Here is a 22,321-nt window from a genome sequence, read left to right as displayed (position 1 = left end):
TGGGGCCATGCTATCGGGATCTCGTTGCGATCGACGCTGCCACGGCTTCGCTTACGGAATCTCCGTAGCTTGTATGAAGCGACCGAGGATGGCCGATCTCGGGCGGGGCCCCATACTCGTGTCGACAACCTCGGGCTTCGACACGTCGACAACACTGTCCCATCCGCCCCCGAGCGCCTTGTTCAATGCGATATAGTCGGTCGCCAACGCGATCCGGCTCTGAACCAGTGCATCCTCGGCAGAATAGAGAGAACGCTCGGCATCGAGCACGGTGAAAAAGCTGGTCGATCCGTTCCGGTATAGCGCTCGCGACAGCGTCGCCGCCTGCCGATAGGATTCGACGGAGACCGAAAGTTTTCCAAGCCGGATTCGCTCCTGCGCCAAAGCGACAATCGCGTTCTCGACCTCTTCGAGCCCCTTGAGAACCGCCGCCTGATATTGCGTAAAGCTCTGGTCCCGTTGCGCCTGCCCGAATTCGACCGCCGCCTGCAATTGTCCGCCATTGAAAATGGGAGCACTGAGAGTCGGGCCGACGGACCAGCCGATCGAGGAATTCTTCGCGAGATCTCCGACCTTCAACCCCGTCGTGGAGATGTTTCCAGTGAGGCTTATCGTTGGGTAGCGCGCGGCTTCAGCTTGGCCGATCCTTGCTGTGGCCTGTGCCAGTACGCGTTCCGCCTGCTGTATGTCGGGCCGCGACATCAGGATATCGGCCGGGATACCGATCGGCATCGGCAGGCGCGGCCTCGGAATGGGAATGTTGCGGCTCATCAGCTTCATCAAGCTTCCCGGCGCCTGGCCGATCAGCACGCTCAATCGATGCACGATGCCCGCATAAGAGGCCTCAAGACCCGGAATGGCCGCCTCCGTCGTGCTCATCTGCCCCTTGGCGTTGGCAAGATCGATGGCCGACGCGCCCCCGGCCTCAAACCTGGTGCCGGTGAGTTCCGTGGTTTCGCGCTGCGCGGCTGCCGTCCGGCGCGCCAACGCAAGCCGGGCCTGGTATCCCCGCGCCATCGCGTAGTTTGATGCGACGTCGCCGATGAGCGTCAACAGCGTGACACGAAGCTGCTCGTCCGCGGCCTCCACGCCATAACCGGCCACCTCAGCGCCGCGCTGGTACTTGCCGAAGATGTCGATCTCCCAGCTCGCATCGAAGCCAGCTTGATCTTGGCTAAAGGCCGGGATGCTTGCGGGGACGCCTTCGCTTGCCAGATTGGGCCCGCTTTTCTGATCAGTCACCGAGCTGGTCCCTCTAACCGTCGGGAACAGGGCTCCAGCGGTTTGTCGATAACTCGCACGGGCCTCGCGGACACGTGCTCTTGCGATCGCGACATCGCGGTTGTCCAACACCGCCTCATCGATCAGCGCATTCAACAACGGATCGTTCAGACGCATCCACCAGCGCGCCAGAACCGGCGCTGCCGCCGGCTGTAACCGGTCGGCTGAGCTCCATTTGGAAGGAACAGCCACCAAAGGGGGCATGTAGTCAGGACCGACGGCGCAGGCGCCGACCGCAAGGGCGAGAGGAATCGCGGCGAAGGCGCCGCGGAATCGTCGCAACCGATCGGTCCGGAGTCGCTCCCGCAAATTCTCAAATGCATTTCTCGCCCCTCTCATTCGATCGCCTCTTTCGAGACAGCCACGACCTCCCGTTCGCGCGAGCTGAACTGTTTCATCACGGCGACGTAGAAGACAGGCACAAAGAGTAGCGCGAGGACAGTGGCGGAGAGCATGCCGCCGAAGACTCCGGTTCCGATCGCATGCTGGGTCTCGGCGCTCGCTCCCCGGGCGAGCATCAGCGGCACGACGCCGAGGGCGAAGGCAAGCGAAGTCATCAGGATAGGTCGCAAGCGAAGCCGGGCGGCCTCGACGACGGCATCACCGAGTCCCCGCCCCTGCGCGCGCAAGCCCCTGGCGAACTCGACGATGAGAATCGCGTTCTTGGCCGAGAGCCCGATGATGGTGATGAGCCCGACCTTGAAGAACACATCGTTCTCAAGCCCACGAATTTGCACCGCGAGCACGGCGCCGAGGATGCCAAGAGGCACGACCAGCATGACCGAAAGCGGGATCGACCAGCTTTCGTACAGCGCTGCCAGCACCAGGAACACAACCAGCATCGACAGCGCGAGCAGGATCGGGGCCTGCGACGCCGATTCTTTCTCCTGCAGCGACTGCCCGGTCCATTCGACCACGAAGCCGGCCGGAAGCTGGGCGGCGAGCCGCTCCATCTCCGCCATGGCGTCGCCGCTGGAGACACCCGACGCGGCGTTTCCGGCAACGCGCGCCGCGGGATAGCCGTTGTAACGCACGAGTTGAAGAGGGTCCTCGCCCCACACAGGTGTGACCACCTCCGACAAGGACACCATGCCCCCGGCATTGTTGCGGAGGTAGAGTTTCAGAACATCCTCGATCTGCATGCGGTTCGGCGCGTCCGCCTGAACGATCACCTGCTGCAGTCGTCCGGCATTCGGGAAGTCGTTCACATAGGTTGATCCCATGGCCACCGTCAGCGTGTCGCTGATCATGGTGAAGGGCACGCCAAGGGCTTCGGCCTTCTGGCGGTCGATCTTCAGCCTCACGCTCGGTCCGCTCGGCAGACCTTCGGGATATACGCCGCTGACGCGTCTGCTTTGCGAGGCAAGTTGCAGAAGGCTTGCCTGGGCAGCCATCAATGCGGCATGGCCGCGATTGGCCCGGTCTTCGAGGCGAAGCGAGAAACCACTGGTGGTGCCCAGGGCCTCAATCGCCGGCGGTTTCATGCTCATGACCGTGCCTTCGCGCGCGTTGGCCATCGCCGCCGTGGCGCTGGCGACCTCGTCGTTGACGGTCGCGCTCCGTTCGCTCCAATCCTTGAGACTTGTGAACGCCATGGCCGCGTTCGGTCCGGAGCCGGAGAAGCCAAAGCCGATGATGGAAGTGTTGCCCGAGACGGCCGCTCGCGATGCGACGTACGCGTCGTATTGCTTGACGATATCGAGGGTTCGTTCGGCCGTCGCGTCCGTTGGCAGCGTGAAACTCGTCATGAAGTTGCCCTGGTCCTCCGCCGGGACGAAAGATGAGGGCAGACGCATGTAGCAGTAGGCGAGCGCGGCGACGATGACGGCATAAAGGACCATCATGCGCCCTGTCCTGCGAACCAACGCGGCGACCCAGCCGGAGTAGCCTTGCGTCATCCGGTTGAAAGTCCGGTTGAACCAACCAAAGAAGCCTTTCTTCTCGTGTTGGCCGGCCGCAATTGGCTCGAGCAGTGTGGTGCAAAGCGCGGGAGTCAGCGTGAGCGCGAGAAAAGCTGAAAACAGAATCGACACCGCCATCGATAGCGTGAACTGCCGATAGATCGCGCCGACCGACCCGCTCGCGAGTCCCATGGGAACGAGCACTGCAGACAGAACGAGGGTGATCCCGATGACGGCGCCGGTAATCTCCTTCATCGCCTTCCGCGTGGCTTCTTTCGGCGGGAGCCCCTCGGTCGCCATAATCCGCTCGACATTCTCGACCACGACGATCGCGTCGTCGACGATGATACCGATCGCGAGCACCATGCCGAACATCGTCAGCACGTTGATCGAATATCCAGCCGCCCACATGACTGAGAAGGTCCCGAGCAGCGCGATCGGCGCAACGATGGCCGGGATCAGCGTGTATCGAATGCTCTGGAGAAACAGGAGCATCACCAGGAAGACGAGCACCATGGCCTCGATCAAGGTGTGGACGACCTTCTCGATCGATATCTTCACAAAGGGGGCCGTGTCGAAGGCGATGGCATGGCCCATCCCCTCCGGCATGGCCGGCGCGAGTTCGGCCAGGCGCGCATGAACGGCGGCGGCGGTGCGCACCGCATTGGCGCCCGGCGCCAACTGGATACCTGCAGCCGTGGCGGCCTTTCCATTTTCAAGGGTCGTAAAGCTCAGGCTCTGCGCGCCGAGTTCGACGCGGGCGACATCGCCCAAAACAAGCTTGGAGCCGTCAGTTTCGGCGCGCAGAACAATCGCCTCGAACTCCTCGGGCGTCTGCAGCTGCCCCTGCGCAGTGAGCGGGATACTGACTTTCTGTCCGGGGACCGTCGGCTCGGCACCCACCCTGCCCGGTGCGATCTGGGCGTTCTGAGCCTGGATCGCGCCTATGATTTGGGCCAGCGATAGCGAATAGGAGACCAGCTTGGCGGGATCGACCCATATGCGCATCGCCTTTTCAGAGCCGAAGGTCTGGACACGGCCGACGCCTTCCACGCGCTTCAACTCCTGCACGATGTTCCGCGTCATATAGTCGCCCAGCGCGAGTTCGTCGTACGCGCCGGTGCGCGAATTCAGCGTCACGATCATCAGGAAATCGGACGCAGCCGATTCAACGGTGACGCCCATGCGCCGAACCGCCTCGGGAAGGCGCGCTTCAATCGCTTTCAGACGGTTCTGAACGTCAACCTGGGCCAGGTCGGCTGCAGTGCCTGGCTTGAACGTGGCGGTAATGCTTGCGCTGCCGGACGTGTCGACGGTCGATTCGAAATAAAGCAGGTTCTTGACGCTCGACAGCTCCCTTTCGATCAGTGTGACGACGCTATCGTTGATCGTCTGCGGCGTCGCCCCCGTATAGGTCGCGAAGATGCTGACACTGGGGGGTGCGATGGTCGGAAAACGCGACACCGGAAGCTGTGTCATCGAGATTGCCCCGATCAGCGCGATGAAGATCGCAATGACCCAGGCGAACACCGGGCGGTCGATGAAGAACTGAGACATGATGCTGTCGCTGTACTCTCAGTTGTTCACTTGCGCCGCGGTGAAGGGCACGGCCTCAACGACCGCGTCGTTCTTCGCGCGTTCTTGGCCCTGCACCACGACCGTCTCGCCTGCTTGCAGGCCTGACGTCACGATATAGCGGCGGTCCACGATCTCGCCGAGACCGACCACGCGCCGCGCGGCCCGCTTGCGATCGTCGACGATGACGAGTTGCGGCTTTCCATCAGCATCACGGACGACGGCCTCCTGGGGCACCAGCAACGCGTTGTGCCTCACGCCGCGCGGCATTCGGGCGCGGACGTACATGCCGGGAAGCAGAATGCGATCCGGATTTTGGACCTCTACGCGGACCGTGACGTTGCCCGTGCCACGATCGACGCTGATGTCGGAGAACAAGGCGCGTCCTGTCACCCGATAAGCCTTGCCGCTGGCGGCGAAAATCGCCACCGGCACCTGTGAGGCGTCGTCGAGTTGCCCCGATTGGGCGGCCTCCCGGATCGCGTCGATCTGGGTGGCGGGCTGGCGTACATCGACATAGACCTTATCGATCTGCTGGATGGTCGCCAGAGCGTTTGTAGAGGAAACCGATGCGAGCGCGCCTTCGCTCACTAGGGCCTGCCCGGTCCGTCCTGCGATCGGCGCGCGAACCGTTGCAAACGCGAGATCAAGCTGCCTGCGTTGGAGCGATGCCTGGGCTTCCGCAACATTTGCCTTCGCCTGAGCGACATCCGCCGCGGCGTCGTCATAGGCCTCGCGGCTGATCGCATAGCTCGTCACCAGTTGCTTCGCGCGGTCGAACTTGCCTTGCGAGCGAACAAGACCCGCCTCGACCCGCTGAAGGGCCGCGGCCGCACTGTCGACGTCTGCCTTGAACACATCGGAATTGATCTGGAACAGGGCTTGGCCGGCCGCGACTTCGGAGCCCTGATCGAACAGGCGCTTTTCGAGGATCCCGCCAACCTGCGGCCTGATCTCCGCGGTTCGGAAAGCCGCAACCCGCCCCGGCAACTCGTCGACGAGGGTCACCGTTTCGGGTTTGACCGACAATACCGTGACCAGGGCCGGCGGTGCTCCAACCTGCGCCGACCCGTCGTGTTTATCCTTGTCGCAACCGGCCAAACACAGTGCGTTCAGGAACAGGAACAGGATCTGGAAAGTGCCGAACTGACGTGCCATGCAGGAATCCAAAGCGGCAGAAGGCGCACCTGATGGGAAGGCCGCCTTGTAGATGATCAACGCGTTGGCCGCGAAGCCGAGCGGGCTGCGTATTCTTCACGGGCAAGCTGATCCCGCGTTATCTTCGCGGGGCTCGGGCGCGCCTCAAGAAGGCAACGTTGTTCTTCTGGGCGGTGCTGGCCGCTAAAGGTCGTCGAAATCTCGCCCTTTGTCGTCGTGCAGCATCGGACCGTAGATGCTTGCCTCGGAGCCCGGGATATCGATCGCGTCGAGGTGCTTTCGGTAAAATGCCACGGGCCCAACGCCACCGATGATCGCATAGGCATATTCCGCTTCGCGCATGCCGCGCAGGGTGGTGAAGAGGAGCGCCTCGCCAATGCCCTGCCCACGAGCAGCCTTCGCTACTCCCGTCGGACCAAAGAAGCCGCGCATCGAGCAGTCGGCGCAGGCGAAGCCCAGCAACTCGTTATGCCGCACAGCAATCCAGACCATGACCGGAGAGCGCGTGAAGGCGCGCGTCGCTTCGCTCACCCAGGGGCTATGGAAATGCTTTTCAATCCAGGGAAGTACGACATGCGCCTCCGCCGCCATCGCGCGACGAACCGTGATCCCGTGGGAAGCGATCTTCTCGTCCGTCCTAACGTCGGGAAGATCATAGAGGCGGACGAGGAGGTCACTCATGGATGGGCCTTTGATTGAAAGAATGAGTACACGGTCTAGATGACGATGATGGACGTATCGAGCCGCCTAGTCGTTGTCCGGCACGGGCTCATTTTCGGGGTCGATATGGTCGTCATCCCAATTGTCGCGCCAACCGGGCGGATTGCCGTCGTTCTCCCAGCGATGGTCGCTCCAATGGTCGACTTCGCCGTAGAAGCCATAGTCACGATAGTAGTCGTGCCAGTAACCGGCGACGTTGAACGTTACGACGGGGATTTCCGCCTGCGCCGCGTAGGCAGGGACGTAGACGCGGCGCGCTTCGTGAACGAACTGAACATGCGCTCCCGACACCCAGCCGCGAACCCCAGATGCGCTCACGTCGCACCAGGTATAGCGTGCCAGGCATCCGTGAATCGTCAGCGACGATCCGGCAGGCAACCTCCCGACGGCGGGAAATCGAGCACTCGGTCCGGAACGGATGTTGAGATTCACGCCGGAATATCCGTCGTTGGTTCCAGCATGGCCTTCGCCAGCAAAGGCGATCAGGACGAGCGTGGTTGCATAAACAATGGGACGATTCTTCATAGGTCCTCCAACGGAAAGTATCGAAGTGGCGCGCCAGATGGGCTGCGGCCCGCGCACCGTCTCGCTCCATGCGCATTGCCTCGCGGCTGTTGACGCAGAGACGAGGCCGGGTGGAGATCTGGTGGAGGACCTCGCACTAAAGCTCTTGTTGAGGAGACGTCACGCGATGATGCGTCCTCACATCTCGACGCTGGGGCTATCGCGCGGCCCGAGTCCATATTTCGCTCCCGCACAACGAACCGGCGCACCCCCGCACTTCCAGTCGTGCTGCATCAAGCAGGGTAACTGTGCTGGCATAGCTCTTGCCGTCGTCGGCGTTATAGACTCGCCCGGACCATGCGTTCGAGGCAGAGGGCAGCATGTCGAGGAAGAGCTGAAGCCCCACGATGCGATGCGTTCTGAGAGCCGGATCCGGGTTCTTGTCGTCTGTCGGAGGTTTCCCTGTTGCGCTGTCGATCGGCTGCTTCAGCCACACGACCTTGCCACATATTGCTGCGCCGCATGGTTTCACCACCACCTTAGCGTCGCCCGCCTGAGTCAGCCAGGCTCCAAAGGGACCGGATCTCGGCATGGTGCGTCCTGCCGCGACGTCGCGCGCGAAAGCGAGCGCAATAGCGAAAACGAGCGTAATAGCCAAAACCACCGGAAGTCCGTAAACGGCGGTGCGGACAGGGTCGATGCGCATGCGAAATGGTCCTTACAGAGCGCCGCGGTGATCCAAGAGCGGCTTCGGCTTCCACCAGCCTGCCGGACAGGGCCGGTATGCCGCGTCATCGCTGGCAACGGTCGATCGACCATGGAGAATTGATGGAGATTTGGTGGAGAAGGCCTGTAATAGGTCGACGGGAAGCTCACCCCATGCCAAGAGCCCTATCCAATGACGCCTGACCTCGTGTTCCGATGAACGCCCTTATCCTCATTGCCGAAGATGAACCGCAAATCTGCGAAATTCTCGACGCCTATCTGACGCGTGAGGGCTTCCGCACGGTCCGCGCCGGCGATGGTCGAGCGGCACTCGACCTGCACCTTGCGCTGAAACCGGACCTCATCCTTCTCGACGTGACGATGCCCCGCCTGGACGGATGGGAGGTGTTGGCCGAGATCCGGCGCCGGGGCGATACACCCGTCATCATGATCACCGCGCTTGACCAGGATATCGATCGTTTGCAGGGACTGCGCATCGGGGCTGACGACTATGTCGTCAAGCCGTTCAATCCGGTCGAAGTGGTTGCCCGCACCAAAGCGGTATTGCGGCGGGCTGGCCGGTCAAGCGCCGGCGGCATGCTGCGCGTCGACTGCGTTGCCATTGATCTCGACGGCCACATGGTAAAAGTCGAAGTGGATGGAACTGAACAACCACTGCCGCTCACACTCACCGAATTTCGGCTCCTGGCTCACATGGCGCGAACACCGACCAAGGCCTTCACGCGAAGTGAGCTCGTCGATGCCTGCCTGCCCGGCAGCGACGCCCTCGAGCGGACGGTGGACAGCCACATCAGCAATCTTCGCAAAAAACTGGACGAGGCCGGCGCGCCTGGCATGCTGTCCGGTGTTCGCGGCGTCGGCTATCGATTGGCCGCAATATGAAGCGGTATCGCCTAAGTAGGCAGATCATAGCCTCAATGAGCGTCGTGGCGACCATCGCGATGCTGATCGTCTTCGTCGGTTCGTTCGTCTTCTACGGAATTTATCTAAGCTATTTTCCACCGCCTCCCGGACCGCCTCCCCTTCTTCCAGAGGCGCCCGACCTGGTGATGATCGCGGTCTTCCTACTTATCGGACTGGCCCTTGCGATCGTTGTCGCGCTCCGGCTGACGAAGCGAATCTTGGCTCCGCTGAATTCCCTGGCGGAAAGCGCGCGCAAAATAGCCGCTGGAGACCTCTCAGCGCGCGCGTCTCCCGGCGATCGGTCGCTCGGCGAGACGGCTCATCTGGTAGCCGATTTCAACGCGATGGCACAGAGGCTGCAAGATAACGCCGACGACATGATCGCTTGGAGTGCAGCGATCGCACACGAGCTCAGAACGCCGCTCACGATCCTGAAGGGTCGCCTCCAGGGCATCGCCGACGGCGTTTTCACACCCGATGAAGCGTCAATCCGCAATCTGCTGCTACAGATCGACGGACTCTCGCGGCTCGTCGACGATCTTCGTACAGTCACGCTGGCCGATAGCGGACGCCTGGATCTTGGGAGAGCGCCGGTCGCGCTCGCCGCGGAAATTCACAACGTCGCCGACCTGCTGGAGCCCTCGCTCGCAAACGCCGGCTTCTCGCTCGAACTCGCGCTGGAAGATCTGGTCGTTCTCGGCGACGGGATTCGTATTCGCCAGGCGTTGCTCGCCCTTCTCGATAATGCTCAACGCTACGCGAAGGCTGGCCGTATCGAAATCTCGACTCTGAAGTCTGGCAACTCCGCCATCATTCGTGTCGAGGATGAAGGTCCCGGATTGCCGCCGGAGTTTGCCAAGCGGGCATTCGATCCGTTCGCGCGTGGTGACCCATCGCACTCCCCGCGTTATGGCGGATCTGGGCTGGGCCTGTCCATCGTTCGCGCCATCACCGAGGCACATGGCGGACATGTCGCGTATCGGGCATCCTCACGCGGAGGTGCCGTTTTTGAGATCACACTTCCCCTTGAAGATTGTGAATCCAATGCGGCACCCGACGCGTCGATTCAGACCTAACGTGTTTCGCGCACCAGCGGGAAGAACCGACTACATGGATGTACAACCCTTACCGACACCACTGAACCCCACGGCTCCACATTGGTGGATGCCCGTTGCTTGTTGTGCATTCTCGACAGTTTCCGGCAAGGAGCTCAAAGCGTGATTCACGATGTTCATCCAACGATCGACAAGTATCCTGCGGCGCTGCGGATCCTGCACTGGGTGCGCGCCCTGCTGATCCTTGGCCTCATCGCGGCTGGCTGGACGATGACCGTGCTGGATGAGGCCGTCGCGGCGAGGTTCAACCTGCTTTATCCCTGGCACAAATCCTTCGGCGTGCTGGTGTTCCTGATCGTTCTTGCGCAGCTTGCGATCCGCGCGATGTCGCGTCTGCCCGGACCGGCGCCGCTCCCCACCCAAGAGAGACTTCTGTCGCAGGCCGTGCACGTCGCGATGTACGCGCTGCTGCTGATTGTCCCGCTGATGGGCTATGCGATGTCCAGCTCCTTCACCGAGAGCGACGGGGTGTTCTTCTTCGGCATCCACCTTCCTGAACTTCTGCCGAAGGATGATGATCGATTCAGACTGTTCCAATTCTTGCACAAGACGCTCGCCTACAGCCTGCTGGCGCTAGTCACGCTGCACGTCGCCGGTGCGTTGAAGCACCGCTATTTCGACAAGGACCGGCGCACCGACGTTCTCCCACGCATCGTTTGAACCGGTTGCCGACACCGCGCCAAAATCAAATCTTCAGATCCGCTTTCGATCTTCCACAGTGGGCAGTCCATCGCGGATATCGGCAACGCTCCGCGGACCAGCGACTATCGTCCGGACGGCCGTCCAAACCACGTCCATGTCATCAACTACAAGACCAGCACGGGCTCATGGGAACCGCTGTTCGATAAAAAGGACAAGCCGCTCTATCCCCTGCTGATGGCTGAGCTGGATGCCATGAAGGCGCTGCGCCCCACGGGCGGTCTCATGCTTCGTCGTGACGGCAGTGGCCTGCCGTGGGGTGGCAAGGGTGAGATGCTGACGCAGGTCGAGCGCATTTCGAAGAAGATCATAATGGCGGCGGGCCTGCGGCCTGAGCTGACGTTTACTTCGTTCGGCCGACATGGCGGGACCACCGAAGCGAGCACGTCCGGCTTAACGGAAACGCAGTTGATGAAGAAGGGCCAATGGTCATCGACGAAAGCGATGGCGCACTACCTGCACCATGACGATGAGGCCAAACAGGACGCGCAGATCAAGCGCATCAAGCGGCGCAAGCAGGCGGCCAAAAAGTGAACGTTTGTCGGAATGAATCAGCCGGGCTTGTCGGAATGAAAAGTTCTTGACGAACCAAGTCATTGAAAACATTGGAGCGGGTGAAGGGAATCGAACCCTCGTATTCAGCTTGGAAGGCTGCTGCTCTACCATTGAGCTACACCCGCATCACTGGCTCCCTAACACGACCGCGCGGCAGTCTCAACTGCTCCGGACCGGTCTTTCCCGTCTCGCGGACAGGCTGGTTCCCGCCCCCGGGGCGCCCCTTAACGGCGGCGGGATTTCGTCCTATATTCAGAGTCCCGAAACCAACGAAAGGAGGTGATCCAGTGTCTTATCTCAAGCGCTGTCACCTCGCTGGGATCGCCCGCTAGGCTTTGACGAAAGGCCTGGCATCGGGGCGCTCTCAGCCCTGGACCAGCGAGCAAGAAATCGGGCGCGACGGGGTCTCCCCGCCGCGCCTTTTTCGTGGGTGGCGTCTGCATGGATGAGCTCCGCTCAGGCCGGCGGCTCACCTGCAAGCACCTCGCGGATCTTCTGCGAAAGCTCCGATTTCCGGTACGGCTTCCTGAGCAGCGCCAGGCCGGGATCGAGATGTCCTTCGTGGACAATGGTGTCGTCGGTATAGCCGGAGGTGTAGAGCACGCTCGCCCCCGGCCGGCGGAGCCGGACGGCTTCGGCCAATTCCCGTCCGTTCATGCCGCCGGGCATGATGATGTCCGTGAACAGGAGGTCGAATTTGACGCCCTGGTCGACCAACGCAAGCGCAGCTGCGCCGTCGCTGGCGGCGAGCGTGCGATAGCCGAGGGTGCCGAGCTGGGCGATGACATAGCCCTGCACCAGCGGATCGTCCTCGACCACGAGGATCGTCTCGTGCCCGCGTGCCGACGCGGGCGGCTGAACCGGCGTCGTCCTGGCCGGCGCCTCGCCCTTCGACCGCGGCAGGAACAGCCGCATCACCGTGCCGCGCCCCTCCTCGCTCTCGATGACGACGGTCCCGCCGGTCTGGCGGGCAAAGCCGTAGACCATGCTCAGCCCAAGTCCGGTGCCGCGGCCGACGCCCTTGGTGGTGAAGAACGGCTCGAACACGCGCTCGCGAATATCGGCCGGAATGCCATGACCGGTGTCGGCCACCGCGATCATCACGAAGGCGCCGCGCATGACATCGCCGTCGCCGGCACCGCTGGTGCCGTCGAGCTCGCGGTTCGCGGTCTCGAGCGTGAGCCGGCCGCCGCCCGGCATCGCGTCACGCGCATTGACGGCGAGATTGACGATCGCCGACGAGAGCTGCGACGGATCTGCCATCGCGGACCAGGCGTCGTCCGCGAGCCGGGTCACGAGCTCGATATGCTCGCCGAGGATCGGCTTGAGCAGCTTCGCCGTTTCGACCACGAGTGCGTTGACGTCGATGTCGCGGGGCTCCAGCGGCTGGCGGCGCGCGAAGGTCAACAATTGCGATGTGATCTCGGCGCCGCGCGCCGCCGCATCGTCGATCAGCTGTGCGATCGCGGCGAACTCGGGCTTGTCGGCAAGCCCTTCCTGAATGATCTCGATGGTGCCGGTGATGACCGTGAGCACGTTGTTGAAGTCGTGAGCGACGCCGCCGGTGAGCTGACCGATCGCGTCCATCTTCTGGGATTGGCGCAGCCGCTCCTCGGCCTCGTGCTGCGCGGTGAGGTCGGTGGCCGACCCGCGATAGCCCATGAAGCGTCCGTCCGCGGCGAAGATCGGCTGGCCGTTGACGTTGAAATGATGCATACGGCCGGCCACGTCGCGCCCGCGATATTCGAACTTCCGGAATGGCTCATGGCGGTCCAGCGTCGCCACGTGCGCGCGCCATTTCTCAGGCTCGGCGTCGCGGTCGGAGGCGGCATCTGTGCGGTGCTTGCCGACCAGCGCCTTGTTGTCCATGCCGAAGGCGCCGGCCCGGTCGGATACGTAGGTGAACCGATGATCCGGTCCGGTCTCCCAGAACCAGTCGGACGCGGTCTCGGCATAGTCGCGGAAACGCTCTTCACTGGCACGCGCGTCCTCTTCGGCGCGCCGGCGGATATTCAGGTCGCGCTCGAGATTTGCGTTGGCCTCGCGCAGCTCGCCATAGGCGCGCTCGAGGTTCGCGCACATCGCGTTGAAGGCGTCGATCACCTTGTCCAGCTCGTCGGGATCGCGGGGCGGCCGGCGCTCGAGGTGCAAAGGCGGCGGCGGCCGCGACAGGCTGTATTGGCCGACGAACTCGGCGATGGCGGCCAGATGCCGCGTCACCAGCAGATGGAACATGTAGATGATGAACAGCGAGACGACAAAGGTCTTCGCGGCCTGGCTTGCCAGGATGACAAGGGCCCGGTTCAGCAGCTGCTGATAGACCTCGGCCAGCGTCGCCTCGACATGGAGCACGCCGATCGGGCGTGCCGTCCCCTGGACGCTGTAGTTCAGCGGATAGTCGCGTGTCACGGCTGAGCGGGTGCTCGGCTCGCCGACCGCGACACGGATCGGATTGGGACGATCGGCGATCTCGCGCACCTCGGCGGCGCGGATGTCGGGCAGCCGCAGGATGCCGTCGAGCTGGAGCTTGAGCTGGTTCTGGTCGAGATTCCACAGGCTCTCGCCGAGGCTGCCGGTCGTGCTGCGGCCGATCTCGTCGAGCCGCGTCTCGATGACGCCGACCTCGCGGTCGTAGTCGAGGTAGAGTTGAAGGGCGGTCAGCATCAGCGTGACGATCGAGGAGAACAGCAGCACGGCGGCCAGCAGGCGCGGCCCGACGCCGCTGCGCGACCAGTTGAAGATCCGCGACAGCAGCGCTCCGATCATCCCTGGCGCAAATGCAGCGCCGATCCCGCTCAAATCCTGCTTCGCGGCCACCGGGGGACCGGCGCGACTGCTGCGCTTGGAGTCCTCGTCGCCTGCGTTGCCCATGCACCACGTCCCCGGAATGGCGGCACCCTGCTCCGGACGGCGGGTCGCAGCCGCGAGCAATTCGACAGTTGAAATTCTTTCATCACGCGACCTGCGTGGCGATCCTGCCGGCCCATGGGCGGCTTGGCGGGGTCTTGTCTTGCGCCCAGCAGCAGGATTCTCGCGCAAACTATCACTTCGCGTACTGGAATGACATTGGTTAAAGTCCGCAGTCGCCTGCAAGACAAGCGAGCGGTGCGGCCGCCACGCGGGCGCGACCCCCGGTGGATCGCGGCCATCCGAATCCAATGGGAGCAATGCGAGGTAAAGGAGACGCGTCATGTGGCGGATCATCGTCGCCTGCCTGTCATTGCTCGCCGCCGGTCCGTCGCACGCGCAGGAGCTGATCCGGCTGGCGCGGATCGCCGACATCCCGGATCAATATGTCGGCGGCGAGATGCTGCGGGCCGTCTACGCCAAGCTGAATATCAAGCTGGAGTTCGAGGACGTCCCCGGCAAGCGCGCGCTGGCGCTGTCGAGCGCCGGCGAGGTCGATGGCGAGATCCAGCGGATCGGAACGCTTTCCAGCGACTACCCGACGCTGATTCAGGTCACGCCGGCGATCAACTACATCGAGCCGGCGGTCTTCACGACGAAACTCCGTTTCGACGTCGCCGGCTGGAATTCGATCAGGGAGTACAGCATCGGAATCGTCCGCGGCGTCGGCTCCTCGGAGGCCGGGACGCGCGGCATGGCCCGCGTCACCGCGACCACCAGCCTCGAGAACATGATCAGGATGCTCGAAGCCGACCGTTTCGAGGTGATGGTCACCGACCTCTTCAGCGGGCTCGTCGCGGTGAGGAAACTCAATCTGCAGACCAGGATTGTCCCGCTCTCGCCGCCGCTGGAGCGCATCCACATCTACCATTATTTGCACGAACGCCATCGCGATCTGGTGCCGAAGGTCGGCAAGGTGATCGCGCAGATGGAAGCGAGCGGCGAGCTGGCAACGCTGCGCGAGGCGCTGGTCAAACAGGTCCTGAGTGCGCCGTGACGGCGCCGGGTCAGCTCGCGCGAAGCCGCTCACGCAGGGCAACGGCGGCAATCAACACGCCGACGCACCAGGCCATGACCGCCCGATGAGGCTCGTCGCCGAGCACCACGGTGATGATGCTCGTCAGCAAGCATGGCGCGATTGCCTTCCCCGTCCGGCTCATCAGCGCAAGCAGGAACGGCATCGTCGCGATCGATATTTGCAGGACGTCCATGTCGAAAGACGGTGTCGCCGAAGGCTTCAGAAGCCGCACACATTGAGCGCGCGCGGGCGTTTTCCGCGGCGGCTTTCGACGATCCGCTCGCCGCCGTTCTCGGCCGAGCTGCCGTAATAGCGGTGATGGCCGGACTGGTCGTGCAAATCCGCGGCTTCCGACTTTCCCGCCCGACGCGCGTCGCAGATGATCTTGATGGTCGACATGGCCGCCTCCGAAGTGTTCTTGGTGGCCATCAGTCGCCTCGGCTTTGGACAGCGTTCACCTCCGAGGGCGGCAATCGGGTTTCAGGACGGTTTCGTCGCAACTTGCGCGACGCAATATGTTAGTCTGCGGGATTGTCGGTGTCGGCGGCGCTCTTACATCCTTCCGACTGCAAGCTTGAAAAACAAACGAGGTGACGATGCTTTACGCCATCCTGGCCTACCATGTGGAAGACGAGATCTTGTCCTGGGCGCCGGAGCAGGACGCCGCGGTCGTGGCCAAAGTGATCGAGGTTCAGGCGCCCTTGAGGGCAAGCGGACACCTTGGGCCGGCCGCCCGTCTGGATGACACCCGAAAGGCGCACACCTTGCGCGGCCCCGGCGCGGGCATGGTGCTGGACGGCCCGTTTGCCGAGACCAAGGAGCAGCTTCTCGGCTTCCATCTCGTCGACTACGATACCGATGAGGAAGCGATCGCGGCGGCGCGAAAGCTGCGCGAGGTCAACCCGTCGGCGGTCTACGAAATCCGCCCGGTCAAGCTTTACGTGCCGGCCGACGGGTTCGGCGCGACAAAAGGGTGAGCCGCCGCCTCACGCGCCTGGCCCGGTCGGCGCGGCATAGAAGCGCTGGATCAACAGCCCGCCAAAGGCGATGAACCACAGAAAGGGCGCGACGTGCGGCGCGAAGGCCGCAACGATCGTGCCCGGAATGAACACCAGCAGCGGAAACATCGAGGCCATGATCTCGTGGCGCCAGCCGCCCAGAATCGTCCACCACAGCCAAGCATTGAGGCCGGCGATGGCGGTCAGATGCAGGCCGTAGAGCACGGCCACCGCGCTGCTCATGCTGTAATTGGTGTAGAGGCCGTTGGTCACCGGCAGCAGCACGATCGACAGCAGGAAGAACAGGTTGAGGATCACCATGCCGCGGCTGCCCACGGGCTGGCGCGCGAGCCGGCGGTGGTGGCTGATCCAGAACACGCCGGCGATGATGAAGCTGAGCGCGAGACCGGCGAGCTTGCCGGAGTAGACATGGGCGAGATCGCTCCAGCTCGGGGCACTGGTGAACACCGCGGCCTTGGGCAGGTCGTAGGCGAGCAGCGTCATGGCGACGCCAAAGATGGTGTTGCTGAGCGACTCCAGCCGCCGCATCTCGAACCGGTCGGGCTTGAGCTCGGTCATGCCGGTTGCGCGCTTCTCGGGCTGGAACTTCGGGCCGTGTTGTCCCTAGGTCTTAACATTGGTTCCGTCCAGCCGCATTGCGATTCGCGCCGGGATCGCCGACTCTCACCCTTTCACCGGGGCGATTCGTGGCGACATATCTGGACACGCTCAATGCGGAGCAGCGCCGTGCCGTGGAGCATGGCGTCGCCGATGGCGCGACCGTGGGCGCCCCCCTGCTCGTCATTGCCGGCGCGGGCTCCGGCAAGACCAATACGCTCGCCCATCGCGTCGCGCACCTGATCGTCGCAGGCGCCGATCCACGACGCATCCTCCTGATGACGTTCTCCCGCCGCGCCGCGGCCGAGATGGCCGGCCGGGTCGAGCGCATCTCACGAAAGGTGCTGGGCGAGAACAATGCCGCGATCATGCGCGACGCCCTCACCTGGGCCGGCACGTTCCACGGCATCGGCGCGCGGCTCCTGCGCGCATATGCCGAGCGGATCGGCGTCGATCCAGCCTTCACCATCCACGACCGCGAGGATTCCGCCGACCTGATGAATCTGGTCCGGCACGAACGCGGATTGTCGAAGACCGAGAGCCGCTTTCCCGCCAAGGGCACGTGCCTGTCGATCTACTCGCGCTGCGTCAATGCCGAGATGGAGATCGAAAAAGTGCTCGGCCAGCACTACCCCTGGTGCGCGGGCTGGGCCGCCGAGCTGAAGGGCCTGTTCGCGGCCTATGTCGAGGCCAAGCAGACCCAGCACGTGCTGGATTACGACGACCTGCTGCTCTACTGGTCGCAGATGATGAGCGATGCGCTGATCGCCGAAGAGATCGGCGGCCGTTTCGATCACGTGCTGGTCGACGAATATCAGGACACCAACCGCCTGCAATCCTCGATCCTGCTGGCGCTGAAGCCGGATGGACGCGGGCTGACCGTGGTCGGCGACGACGCGCAGTCGATCTATTCATTCCGCGCCGCCACCGTTCGCAACATCCTGGATTTTCCGCAAAGCTTCTCCCCCCGCGCCGAGATGATCACGCTCGACCGCAACTATCGCTCGACGCAACCCGTGCTGGCGGCGGCCAACGGCGTCATCGGGCTAGCGCGCGAACGCTTCACCAAGAACCTGTGGACCGACCGCACCTCGTCGCAGAAGCCGCAGCTCGTCACCGTCCACGACGAGGCCGACCAGGCGCGCTACATCGTCGAGGAGGTGCTGGCCAACCGCGAGCAAGGCGCGCTGCTCAAGCACCAGGCGGTGCTGTTCCGGACGTCCTCGCATTCCGGTCCGCTGGAGATCGAGCTGACCCGCCGCAACATCCCCTTCGTCAAGTTCGGCGGACTGAAGTTTCTCGACGCCGCGCACGTCAAGGACGTGCTGGCGCTGCTGCGCTTTGCCGAAAATCCGCGCGACCGCGTCGCCGGATTCCGCATCCTGCACCTGTTGCCCGGCGTCGGCCCCGCCACCGCGCAGCGCGTGCTCGACCAGATGGCGGAGAGCGCCGATCCGCTTGCCGCGCTCGGCCAGCTTGCGGTGCCGCCACGCACCGGCGCCGAGTGGACCGACTTCGTCCGCACGGTCGGAAATCTGCGTTACTCGGAATGGCCCGCCGATCTCGAGCGCGTACGGCTCTGGTATGAGCCGCATCTCGATCGCATCCACGAGGATTCCGAGACGCGCCGCGCCGATCTCATGCAGCTCGAGCAGATCGCGAGCGGCTATGCCTCGCGCGAAAAATTCCTGACCGAGCTCACGCTCGACCCGCCGGATGCGACCAGCGACAAATCAGGTCCTCCGCTTCGCGACGAGGACTATCTGATCCTCTCCACCATCCACTCCGCCAAGGGCCAGGAATGGAAGTCGGTGTTCGTGCTCAACGTCGTCGACGGCTGCATGCCGTCGGATCTCGGCGCCGGTACCTCGGCCGAGCTCGAGGAGGAGCGCCGCCTGCTCTATGTCGCGATGACGCGCGCCAAGGACGATCTGCATCTCGTCGTGCCGCAGCGCTTCTTCACCCACGGCCAGCAAGCCAAGGGCGACCGCCACGTCTACGCCTCGCGCACCCGCTTCGTCCCGGAATCCCTCGTCTATCTGTTCGAACGCACCGCCTGGCCGAAGGCGGCTTCGGCTGCGGCCCGCGCGGCGGCGCAGGGCCCGAAGATCGACATCGGCGCGCGGATGCGGGGGATGTGGCGGTAGGTGGATCCGAATCCCAGTACATCGATCCCTCGGATTGGCGCGGATCCTGCTTTCGCTGGTTGGTTTGGTGAGCTAGATCATCTGGAAAGAGGTGGCTTTTGCCAGAGGATCGCTTGTCACTGCGGCTTCCGTCGCTCAATGCCCTGAGAGCCTTCGAGGCTGTCGGCCGCACCGGCAGCATCAAGGCGGCAAGCGATGAATTGTCGGTGAGTCCGACCGTCGTCTCCCGACACATCCGCAAGCTCCAGCTCGACCTCAATGTCGCGCTGGTTGCGGCGCACGGACGCGGCCTGCTGCTGACTGCCGCCGGCGAAGCGTTCCACGCTCGGGTCACCCGCGCCTTCGACATCCTGCGCCAGGCCAACGAAGATGTTCGTCCGGCCAGCCGCCGAACCCTGACGATCTGGTGCATTCCCGGCATCATCAATCAGCGCCTGCTCGCCCGTTTGCCCGCGCTCATGGCCAGTCTGCCGAACTACGACATCGCCCTGTATCCAACGCTGTCGCGTGCGGACTTCACGCGCGGCGAGGCTGATGCCGAGATCGTTCACATGAACATGATGATCAGCCGCCCGAAGGTCAGGACCGAGCTGATCGCGGCGCCGAAGATTCATGCCGTCGCAAGCCCCGCGTTCAGGGCGCGCCACCCCGTCGTCACTCAAGCTTCCGATTTCCTGAACCTGCCGCTGATCCACGAAGCCTCGACGCTCTATTGGGAGCAATGGTTCGAAAATGCGGGAGTCACCGACCTGCCGATGTTGCGAGGACCGCACCTCTGGCATGCCCATCTGACGATCGAGGCCGCAAGACAGGGACAAGGCGTCGCACTCGCAAACACCCTGCTCGTCGAGGAGGACCTCGCCGCCGGCAGGCTGGTCGATCTCAGCCCTCACCCCGTCAGTCTTGGCGGTTACTACTTCGTCGCTGTTGCCAGACGTTGGGGCGACCCCGAACTGGTGGTGCTGCGCCGCTGGTTGAAGGAAGCATTCCAGGGGGGCATCGCCAGGACAATCGATGCGGCGGCTCGTTCCGAATAGGCCGCCTGTCCAGCGACAACGCCGACGCTCATCGTCGGCACACCGAACGCACTGATTGCAACCGTCGGCCACCGGCGGGTCAATCGTTCAAAAAACACACCATACTGATGCAAATTAGATGATTGTTGCGATTTTGGCTCTCGGCCAATCTGCAGGGATACACGGATCTCCGCACGTCCTGCCGCCGTAGCCAGAAGACGAGAATGACCACCAACAATTTCATAAGTGTGTCAGCTTCCGCAGGAGTTGATCACGATTTGAAGATCGAAAGGCTCGTCAAGTTCTACGGAGACTTCGCGGCGCTGAACGATGTGTCCCTCACGGTCAGGCGCGGAGAATTTCTGACGCTGCTGGGGCCCTCGGGCTCAGGCAAGACCACGCTGCTGATGTCCATCGCCGGCTTCGTCCAGCCCGATCGCGGCGACATCCTGCTGGGCGGACAGAGCATCCTGCGACTCCCTCCCGAGCAGCGGAATTTCGGTATGGTGTTCCAGGGCTACGCCCTGTTTCCGCACATGACCGTGTACGACAACGTCGCGTTCCCGCTGAAGGTGCGCAAACGGCCTGCCGCCGAGATCAAGAGCAAGGTCGATGCCGCCATCGATCTGGTGCAGCTGAGCTCGCAAGCCGGCCGCTATCCGCGCCAGCTCTCCGGCGGCCAGCAGCAACGCGTCGCGCTTGCCCGCGCGATGGTCTTCACGCCTCACCTGCTTCTGCTGGACGAGCCGCTGAGCGCGCTCGACAAGAAGCTGCGCGCAGAGCTGCAGGACGAGCTGAAGCGATTGCACAAGCGGATCGGCCTGACCTTCATCTACGTCACCCATGACCAGGACGAAGCCCTGTCCATGTCGGACCGGATCGTGGTGATGCGAGACGGCAAGATGGTCCAGCAGGGATCGCCGACCGAGCTGTACGAGCGGCCCGCGACAAGCTTCGTCGCCAACTTTCTCGGCAAGAGCAATTTCCTCAAGGGCAGCGTGGACAGTCACGTGGCCGGCGGCTTCTTGCTGACCCATCAGGGCGTGCGGATCATCCAGGCGAGCGACGACTGCAATCGCCCGGCGATCGGCCAGCCCGTCGTGATCGCCCTGAGGCCGGAGAAGATCACCCTCGCCGGCAAAACCGGTCAACCCGACAATACGCTCAAAGGCGTCGTCTCCGAGTGGAGCTATCTGGGCTCACAATTCCGGCTCGTGGTCGCCACGCCGGAATTCGGCGACGTCGTCGTGATGATGCCGACCTGGCGACATGGCGAGCCGCCCGTCGCCGGCGACGCCGTAACGATCGGTTGGGACCACAGCGCCGGGACGCTGGTCACCGATGCCTGAACTGCAGTGCCGCAACAGTCGAAACGAACGAATGGGGCTTCCGTCATGAACGAACGCAATTCAATTTTCACCCCGACCCGGCGCGCCCTCCTGAAGGGAGGCGCCAGCCTTCTCGCCGCTCCCGCACTGCTCGCCGGCGGCGTCGCCCGCGCAGAGGCGCGCAAGGAGGTCGTCGTGGTCAATTACGGCGGCGCCGCCATGAAGGCTTTCGACGAAGCCTATGTGCAGCCCTTCGCCGCGCAGGGCGGCCGCATGGTGCTGGACGGCAGCGGCCCCCTCAACGGCAAGATCCTGACGATGGTCCAGTCGCGCAACGTCACCTGGGACATCTGCGATTGCGGCGTCACGACGCTGGCCGAGCTCGGGCCGCGCAACGCCCTGGAGAAGATCGACTACAGCATCGTCGACAAGAGCAAGGTCGCCACGGAATTCGCCTACGAGAACGGCGTCGTGAACTACATGTTCTCCTCCGTGCTCGCCTGGGACACGGCGAAGGTCAAGGAGACGCCGACCCTCGCAGACTTCTTCGACCTGAAGAAATATCCAGGCCGCCGCATGGTCCGCAAGGATTCCCAGGCCATGCTCGAGCTGTGCCTGATCGCCGACGGTGTCCCGCTCGACCAGCTCTATCCGCTCGACCTCAAGCGCGCCTTCGCCAAGCTCGGAACCATCAAGAAGGATGTGCTCTACTGGAACAGCGGCGCCGAAAGCCAGAGCCTGATGCGGGACGGCGAATGCGTCATGGGCCTGTTGTGGCACACCCGCGCCAACGTCCTCAAGGCCGAGACCAATAACCGCATCGCCTACACCTTCAAGGACGGTCTTCTGCAGCCCGGCTTGTGGGTCGTGCCGAAGAACAATCCGGCCGGCGCCGAGGCCTTCCGCGCCATCGCCTCCATGCAGCAGCCGGAGGGGCAGGTGAAACTTCTGACTGCGATGGGCAACGGTCCCTCCAACCCGGCGGCCCAGTCCATGGTGCCGGAAGCGCTGCGCGCGACCAATCCGGCCGATCCCGCAAACGCAGCGGTTCAGGCCAGGATCAACGCGGCCTGGTACATCGAAAACCATTCCAAGACCTTCCAGGCCTATCTGGATTTCATCTCCTCCTGACGTCCGTTACCGGCGGCGTGG

At 63.4% G+C, this 22,321-nt stretch carries 20 protein-coding genes and 1 tRNA gene; 10 read left to right on the top strand and 11 right to left on the bottom strand.

Going from position 1 to position 22,321, the window contains the following annotated elements:
* Nucleotides 1-51: 51 nt before the first annotated feature.
* From ABIB99_RS06700 to ABIB99_RS06675, 6 genes are all read right to left on the bottom strand, one after another.
* The gene (locus ABIB99_RS06700; RefSeq protein WP_354175180.1) at nt 52-1,620 is read right to left on the bottom strand and encodes an efflux transporter outer membrane subunit; all 1,569 of its coding nucleotides are present in this window, start codon (nt 1,618-1,620) and stop codon (nt 52-54) included.
* Nucleotides 1,617-4,739 (bottom strand): multidrug efflux RND transporter permease subunit, encoded by a 3,123-nt coding sequence (locus ABIB99_RS06695; protein WP_354175179.1) that lies wholly within the window; start codon nt 4,737-4,739, stop codon nt 1,617-1,619. Before ABIB99_RS06695 ends, ABIB99_RS06700 begins: the two co-directional genes overlap by 4 nt.
* 18 nt (nt 4,740-4,757) lie before the next feature.
* Nucleotides 4,758-5,915 (bottom strand): efflux RND transporter periplasmic adaptor subunit, encoded by a 1,158-nt coding sequence (locus ABIB99_RS06690; RefSeq protein ID WP_354175178.1) that lies wholly within the window; start codon nt 5,913-5,915, stop codon nt 4,758-4,760.
* 183 nt (nt 5,916-6,098) lie between these two features.
* Nucleotides 6,099-6,596, bottom strand: coding sequence for a GNAT family N-acetyltransferase (locus tag ABIB99_RS06685; RefSeq protein ID WP_354175177.1), 498 nt, complete (start codon nt 6,594-6,596; stop codon nt 6,099-6,101).
* 66 nt (nt 6,597-6,662) lie between these two features.
* On the bottom strand, nt 6,663-7,160 hold the full coding sequence (locus ABIB99_RS06680; protein WP_354175176.1) for an SH3 domain-containing protein: 498 nt from the start codon (nt 7,158-7,160) through the stop codon (nt 6,663-6,665).
* 196 nt (nt 7,161-7,356) lie between these two features.
* Nucleotides 7,357-7,845, bottom strand: coding sequence for a DUF2147 domain-containing protein (locus ABIB99_RS06675; RefSeq protein WP_354175175.1), 489 nt, complete (start codon nt 7,843-7,845; stop codon nt 7,357-7,359).
* Between the two features lie 215 nt (nt 7,846-8,060).
* On the opposite strand from ABIB99_RS06675, the gene ABIB99_RS06670 reads away from it, so the two are divergent.
* The 4 genes from ABIB99_RS06670 (at nt 8,061) to ABIB99_RS06655 (ending at nt 11,116) form a co-directional block, all read left to right on the top strand.
* On the top strand, nt 8,061-8,747 hold the full coding sequence (locus ABIB99_RS06670) for a response regulator (protein WP_354175174.1): 687 nt from the start codon (nt 8,061-8,063) through the stop codon (nt 8,745-8,747).
* Nucleotides 8,744-9,844, top strand: coding sequence for an ATP-binding protein (locus ABIB99_RS06665; protein WP_354175173.1), 1,101 nt, complete (start codon nt 8,744-8,746; stop codon nt 9,842-9,844). The genes ABIB99_RS06670 and ABIB99_RS06665 overlap by 4 nt, the downstream gene beginning before the upstream one ends.
* A 102-nt stretch (nt 9,845-9,946) precedes the next feature.
* Nucleotides 9,947-10,543: a cytochrome b gene (locus tag ABIB99_RS06660; protein WP_354175171.1), complete on the top strand. Its 597-nt coding sequence runs from the start codon at nt 9,947-9,949 to the stop codon at nt 10,541-10,543.
* A gap of 234 nt (nt 10,544-10,777) precedes the next feature.
* Nucleotides 10,778-11,116 carry a site-specific integrase gene (locus ABIB99_RS06655; RefSeq protein WP_354175170.1) on the top strand — a complete coding sequence of 113 codons (339 nt, stop codon included), beginning with the start codon at nt 10,778-10,780 and terminating at the stop codon, nt 11,114-11,116.
* 72 nt (nt 11,117-11,188) lie between these two features.
* On the opposite strand, the gene ABIB99_RS06650 is transcribed toward ABIB99_RS06655, so the two are convergent.
* Together ABIB99_RS06650 and ABIB99_RS06645 are read right to left on the bottom strand one after the other, a co-directional pair.
* Nucleotides 11,189-11,262, bottom strand: a tRNA-Gly gene (locus tag ABIB99_RS06650).
* A gap of 331 nt (nt 11,263-11,593) precedes the next feature.
* Nucleotides 11,594-14,008, bottom strand: a complete 2,415-nt coding sequence (locus ABIB99_RS06645) for an ATP-binding protein (protein WP_354175169.1) — start codon at nt 14,006-14,008, stop codon at nt 11,594-11,596.
* A gap of 319 nt (nt 14,009-14,327) precedes the next feature.
* On the opposite strand from ABIB99_RS06645, the gene ABIB99_RS06640 reads away from it, so the two are divergent.
* Nucleotides 14,328-15,041, top strand: coding sequence for a substrate-binding periplasmic protein (locus tag ABIB99_RS06640; RefSeq protein ID WP_354175168.1), 714 nt, complete (start codon nt 14,328-14,330; stop codon nt 15,039-15,041).
* Between the two features lie 10 nt (nt 15,042-15,051).
* On the opposite strand, the gene ABIB99_RS06635 is transcribed toward ABIB99_RS06640, so the two are convergent.
* Nucleotides 15,052-15,255 carry a hypothetical protein gene (locus ABIB99_RS06635; protein WP_354175167.1) on the bottom strand — a complete coding sequence of 68 codons (204 nt, stop codon included), beginning with the start codon at nt 15,253-15,255 and terminating at the stop codon, nt 15,052-15,054.
* A gap of 26 nt (nt 15,256-15,281) precedes the next feature.
* Nucleotides 15,282-15,491: a hypothetical protein gene (locus tag ABIB99_RS06630; RefSeq protein ID WP_014494462.1), complete on the bottom strand. Its 210-nt coding sequence runs from the start codon at nt 15,489-15,491 to the stop codon at nt 15,282-15,284.
* 167 nt (nt 15,492-15,658) lie between these two features.
* Here ABIB99_RS06630 and ABIB99_RS06625 point away from each other — a divergent pair, with 167 nt between their 5' ends.
* A complete protein-coding gene (locus ABIB99_RS06625) occupies nt 15,659-16,039 on the top strand; it encodes a YciI family protein (RefSeq protein WP_071917383.1) in 381 nt (126 codons plus the stop codon).
* Nucleotides 16,040-16,048: 9 nt separating this feature from the next.
* Here the strand turns inward: ABIB99_RS06625 and ABIB99_RS06620 are convergent, their stop codons facing one another.
* A complete protein-coding gene (locus ABIB99_RS06620; RefSeq protein WP_354175166.1) occupies nt 16,049-16,639 on the bottom strand; it encodes a TMEM175 family protein in 591 nt (196 codons plus the stop codon).
* Between the two features lie 128 nt (nt 16,640-16,767).
* On the opposite strand from ABIB99_RS06620, the gene ABIB99_RS06615 reads away from it, so the two are divergent.
* The 4 genes from ABIB99_RS06615 (at nt 16,768) to ABIB99_RS06600 (ending at nt 22,300) form a co-directional block, all read left to right on the top strand.
* Nucleotides 16,768-18,825, top strand: a complete 2,058-nt coding sequence (locus tag ABIB99_RS06615) for an ATP-dependent helicase (RefSeq protein WP_354175164.1) — start codon at nt 16,768-16,770, stop codon at nt 18,823-18,825.
* A 113-nt stretch (nt 18,826-18,938) separates the two neighbouring features.
* Nucleotides 18,939-19,862 (top strand): LysR substrate-binding domain-containing protein, encoded by a 924-nt coding sequence (locus tag ABIB99_RS06610; RefSeq protein WP_063982543.1) that lies wholly within the window; start codon nt 18,939-18,941, stop codon nt 19,860-19,862.
* Between the two features lie 257 nt (nt 19,863-20,119).
* Nucleotides 20,120-21,190: an ABC transporter ATP-binding protein gene (locus tag ABIB99_RS06605; RefSeq protein WP_354175163.1), complete on the top strand. Its 1,071-nt coding sequence runs from the start codon at nt 20,120-20,122 to the stop codon at nt 21,188-21,190.
* A 45-nt stretch (nt 21,191-21,235) separates the two neighbouring features.
* Entirely contained in the window at nt 21,236-22,300 is a 1,065-nt protein-coding gene (locus tag ABIB99_RS06600; RefSeq protein WP_354175162.1) for an ABC transporter substrate-binding protein, read from the top strand.
* The last annotated feature ends 21 nt before the right edge of the window (nt 22,301-22,321 follow it).

The sequence above is a fragment of the Bradyrhizobium sp. LA6.1 genome, from assembly GCF_040547805.1.
Lineage (GTDB): Bacteria > Pseudomonadota > Alphaproteobacteria > Rhizobiales > Xanthobacteraceae > Bradyrhizobium > Bradyrhizobium barranii.
This window is presented reverse-complemented; position numbering and strand designations above follow the sequence as displayed.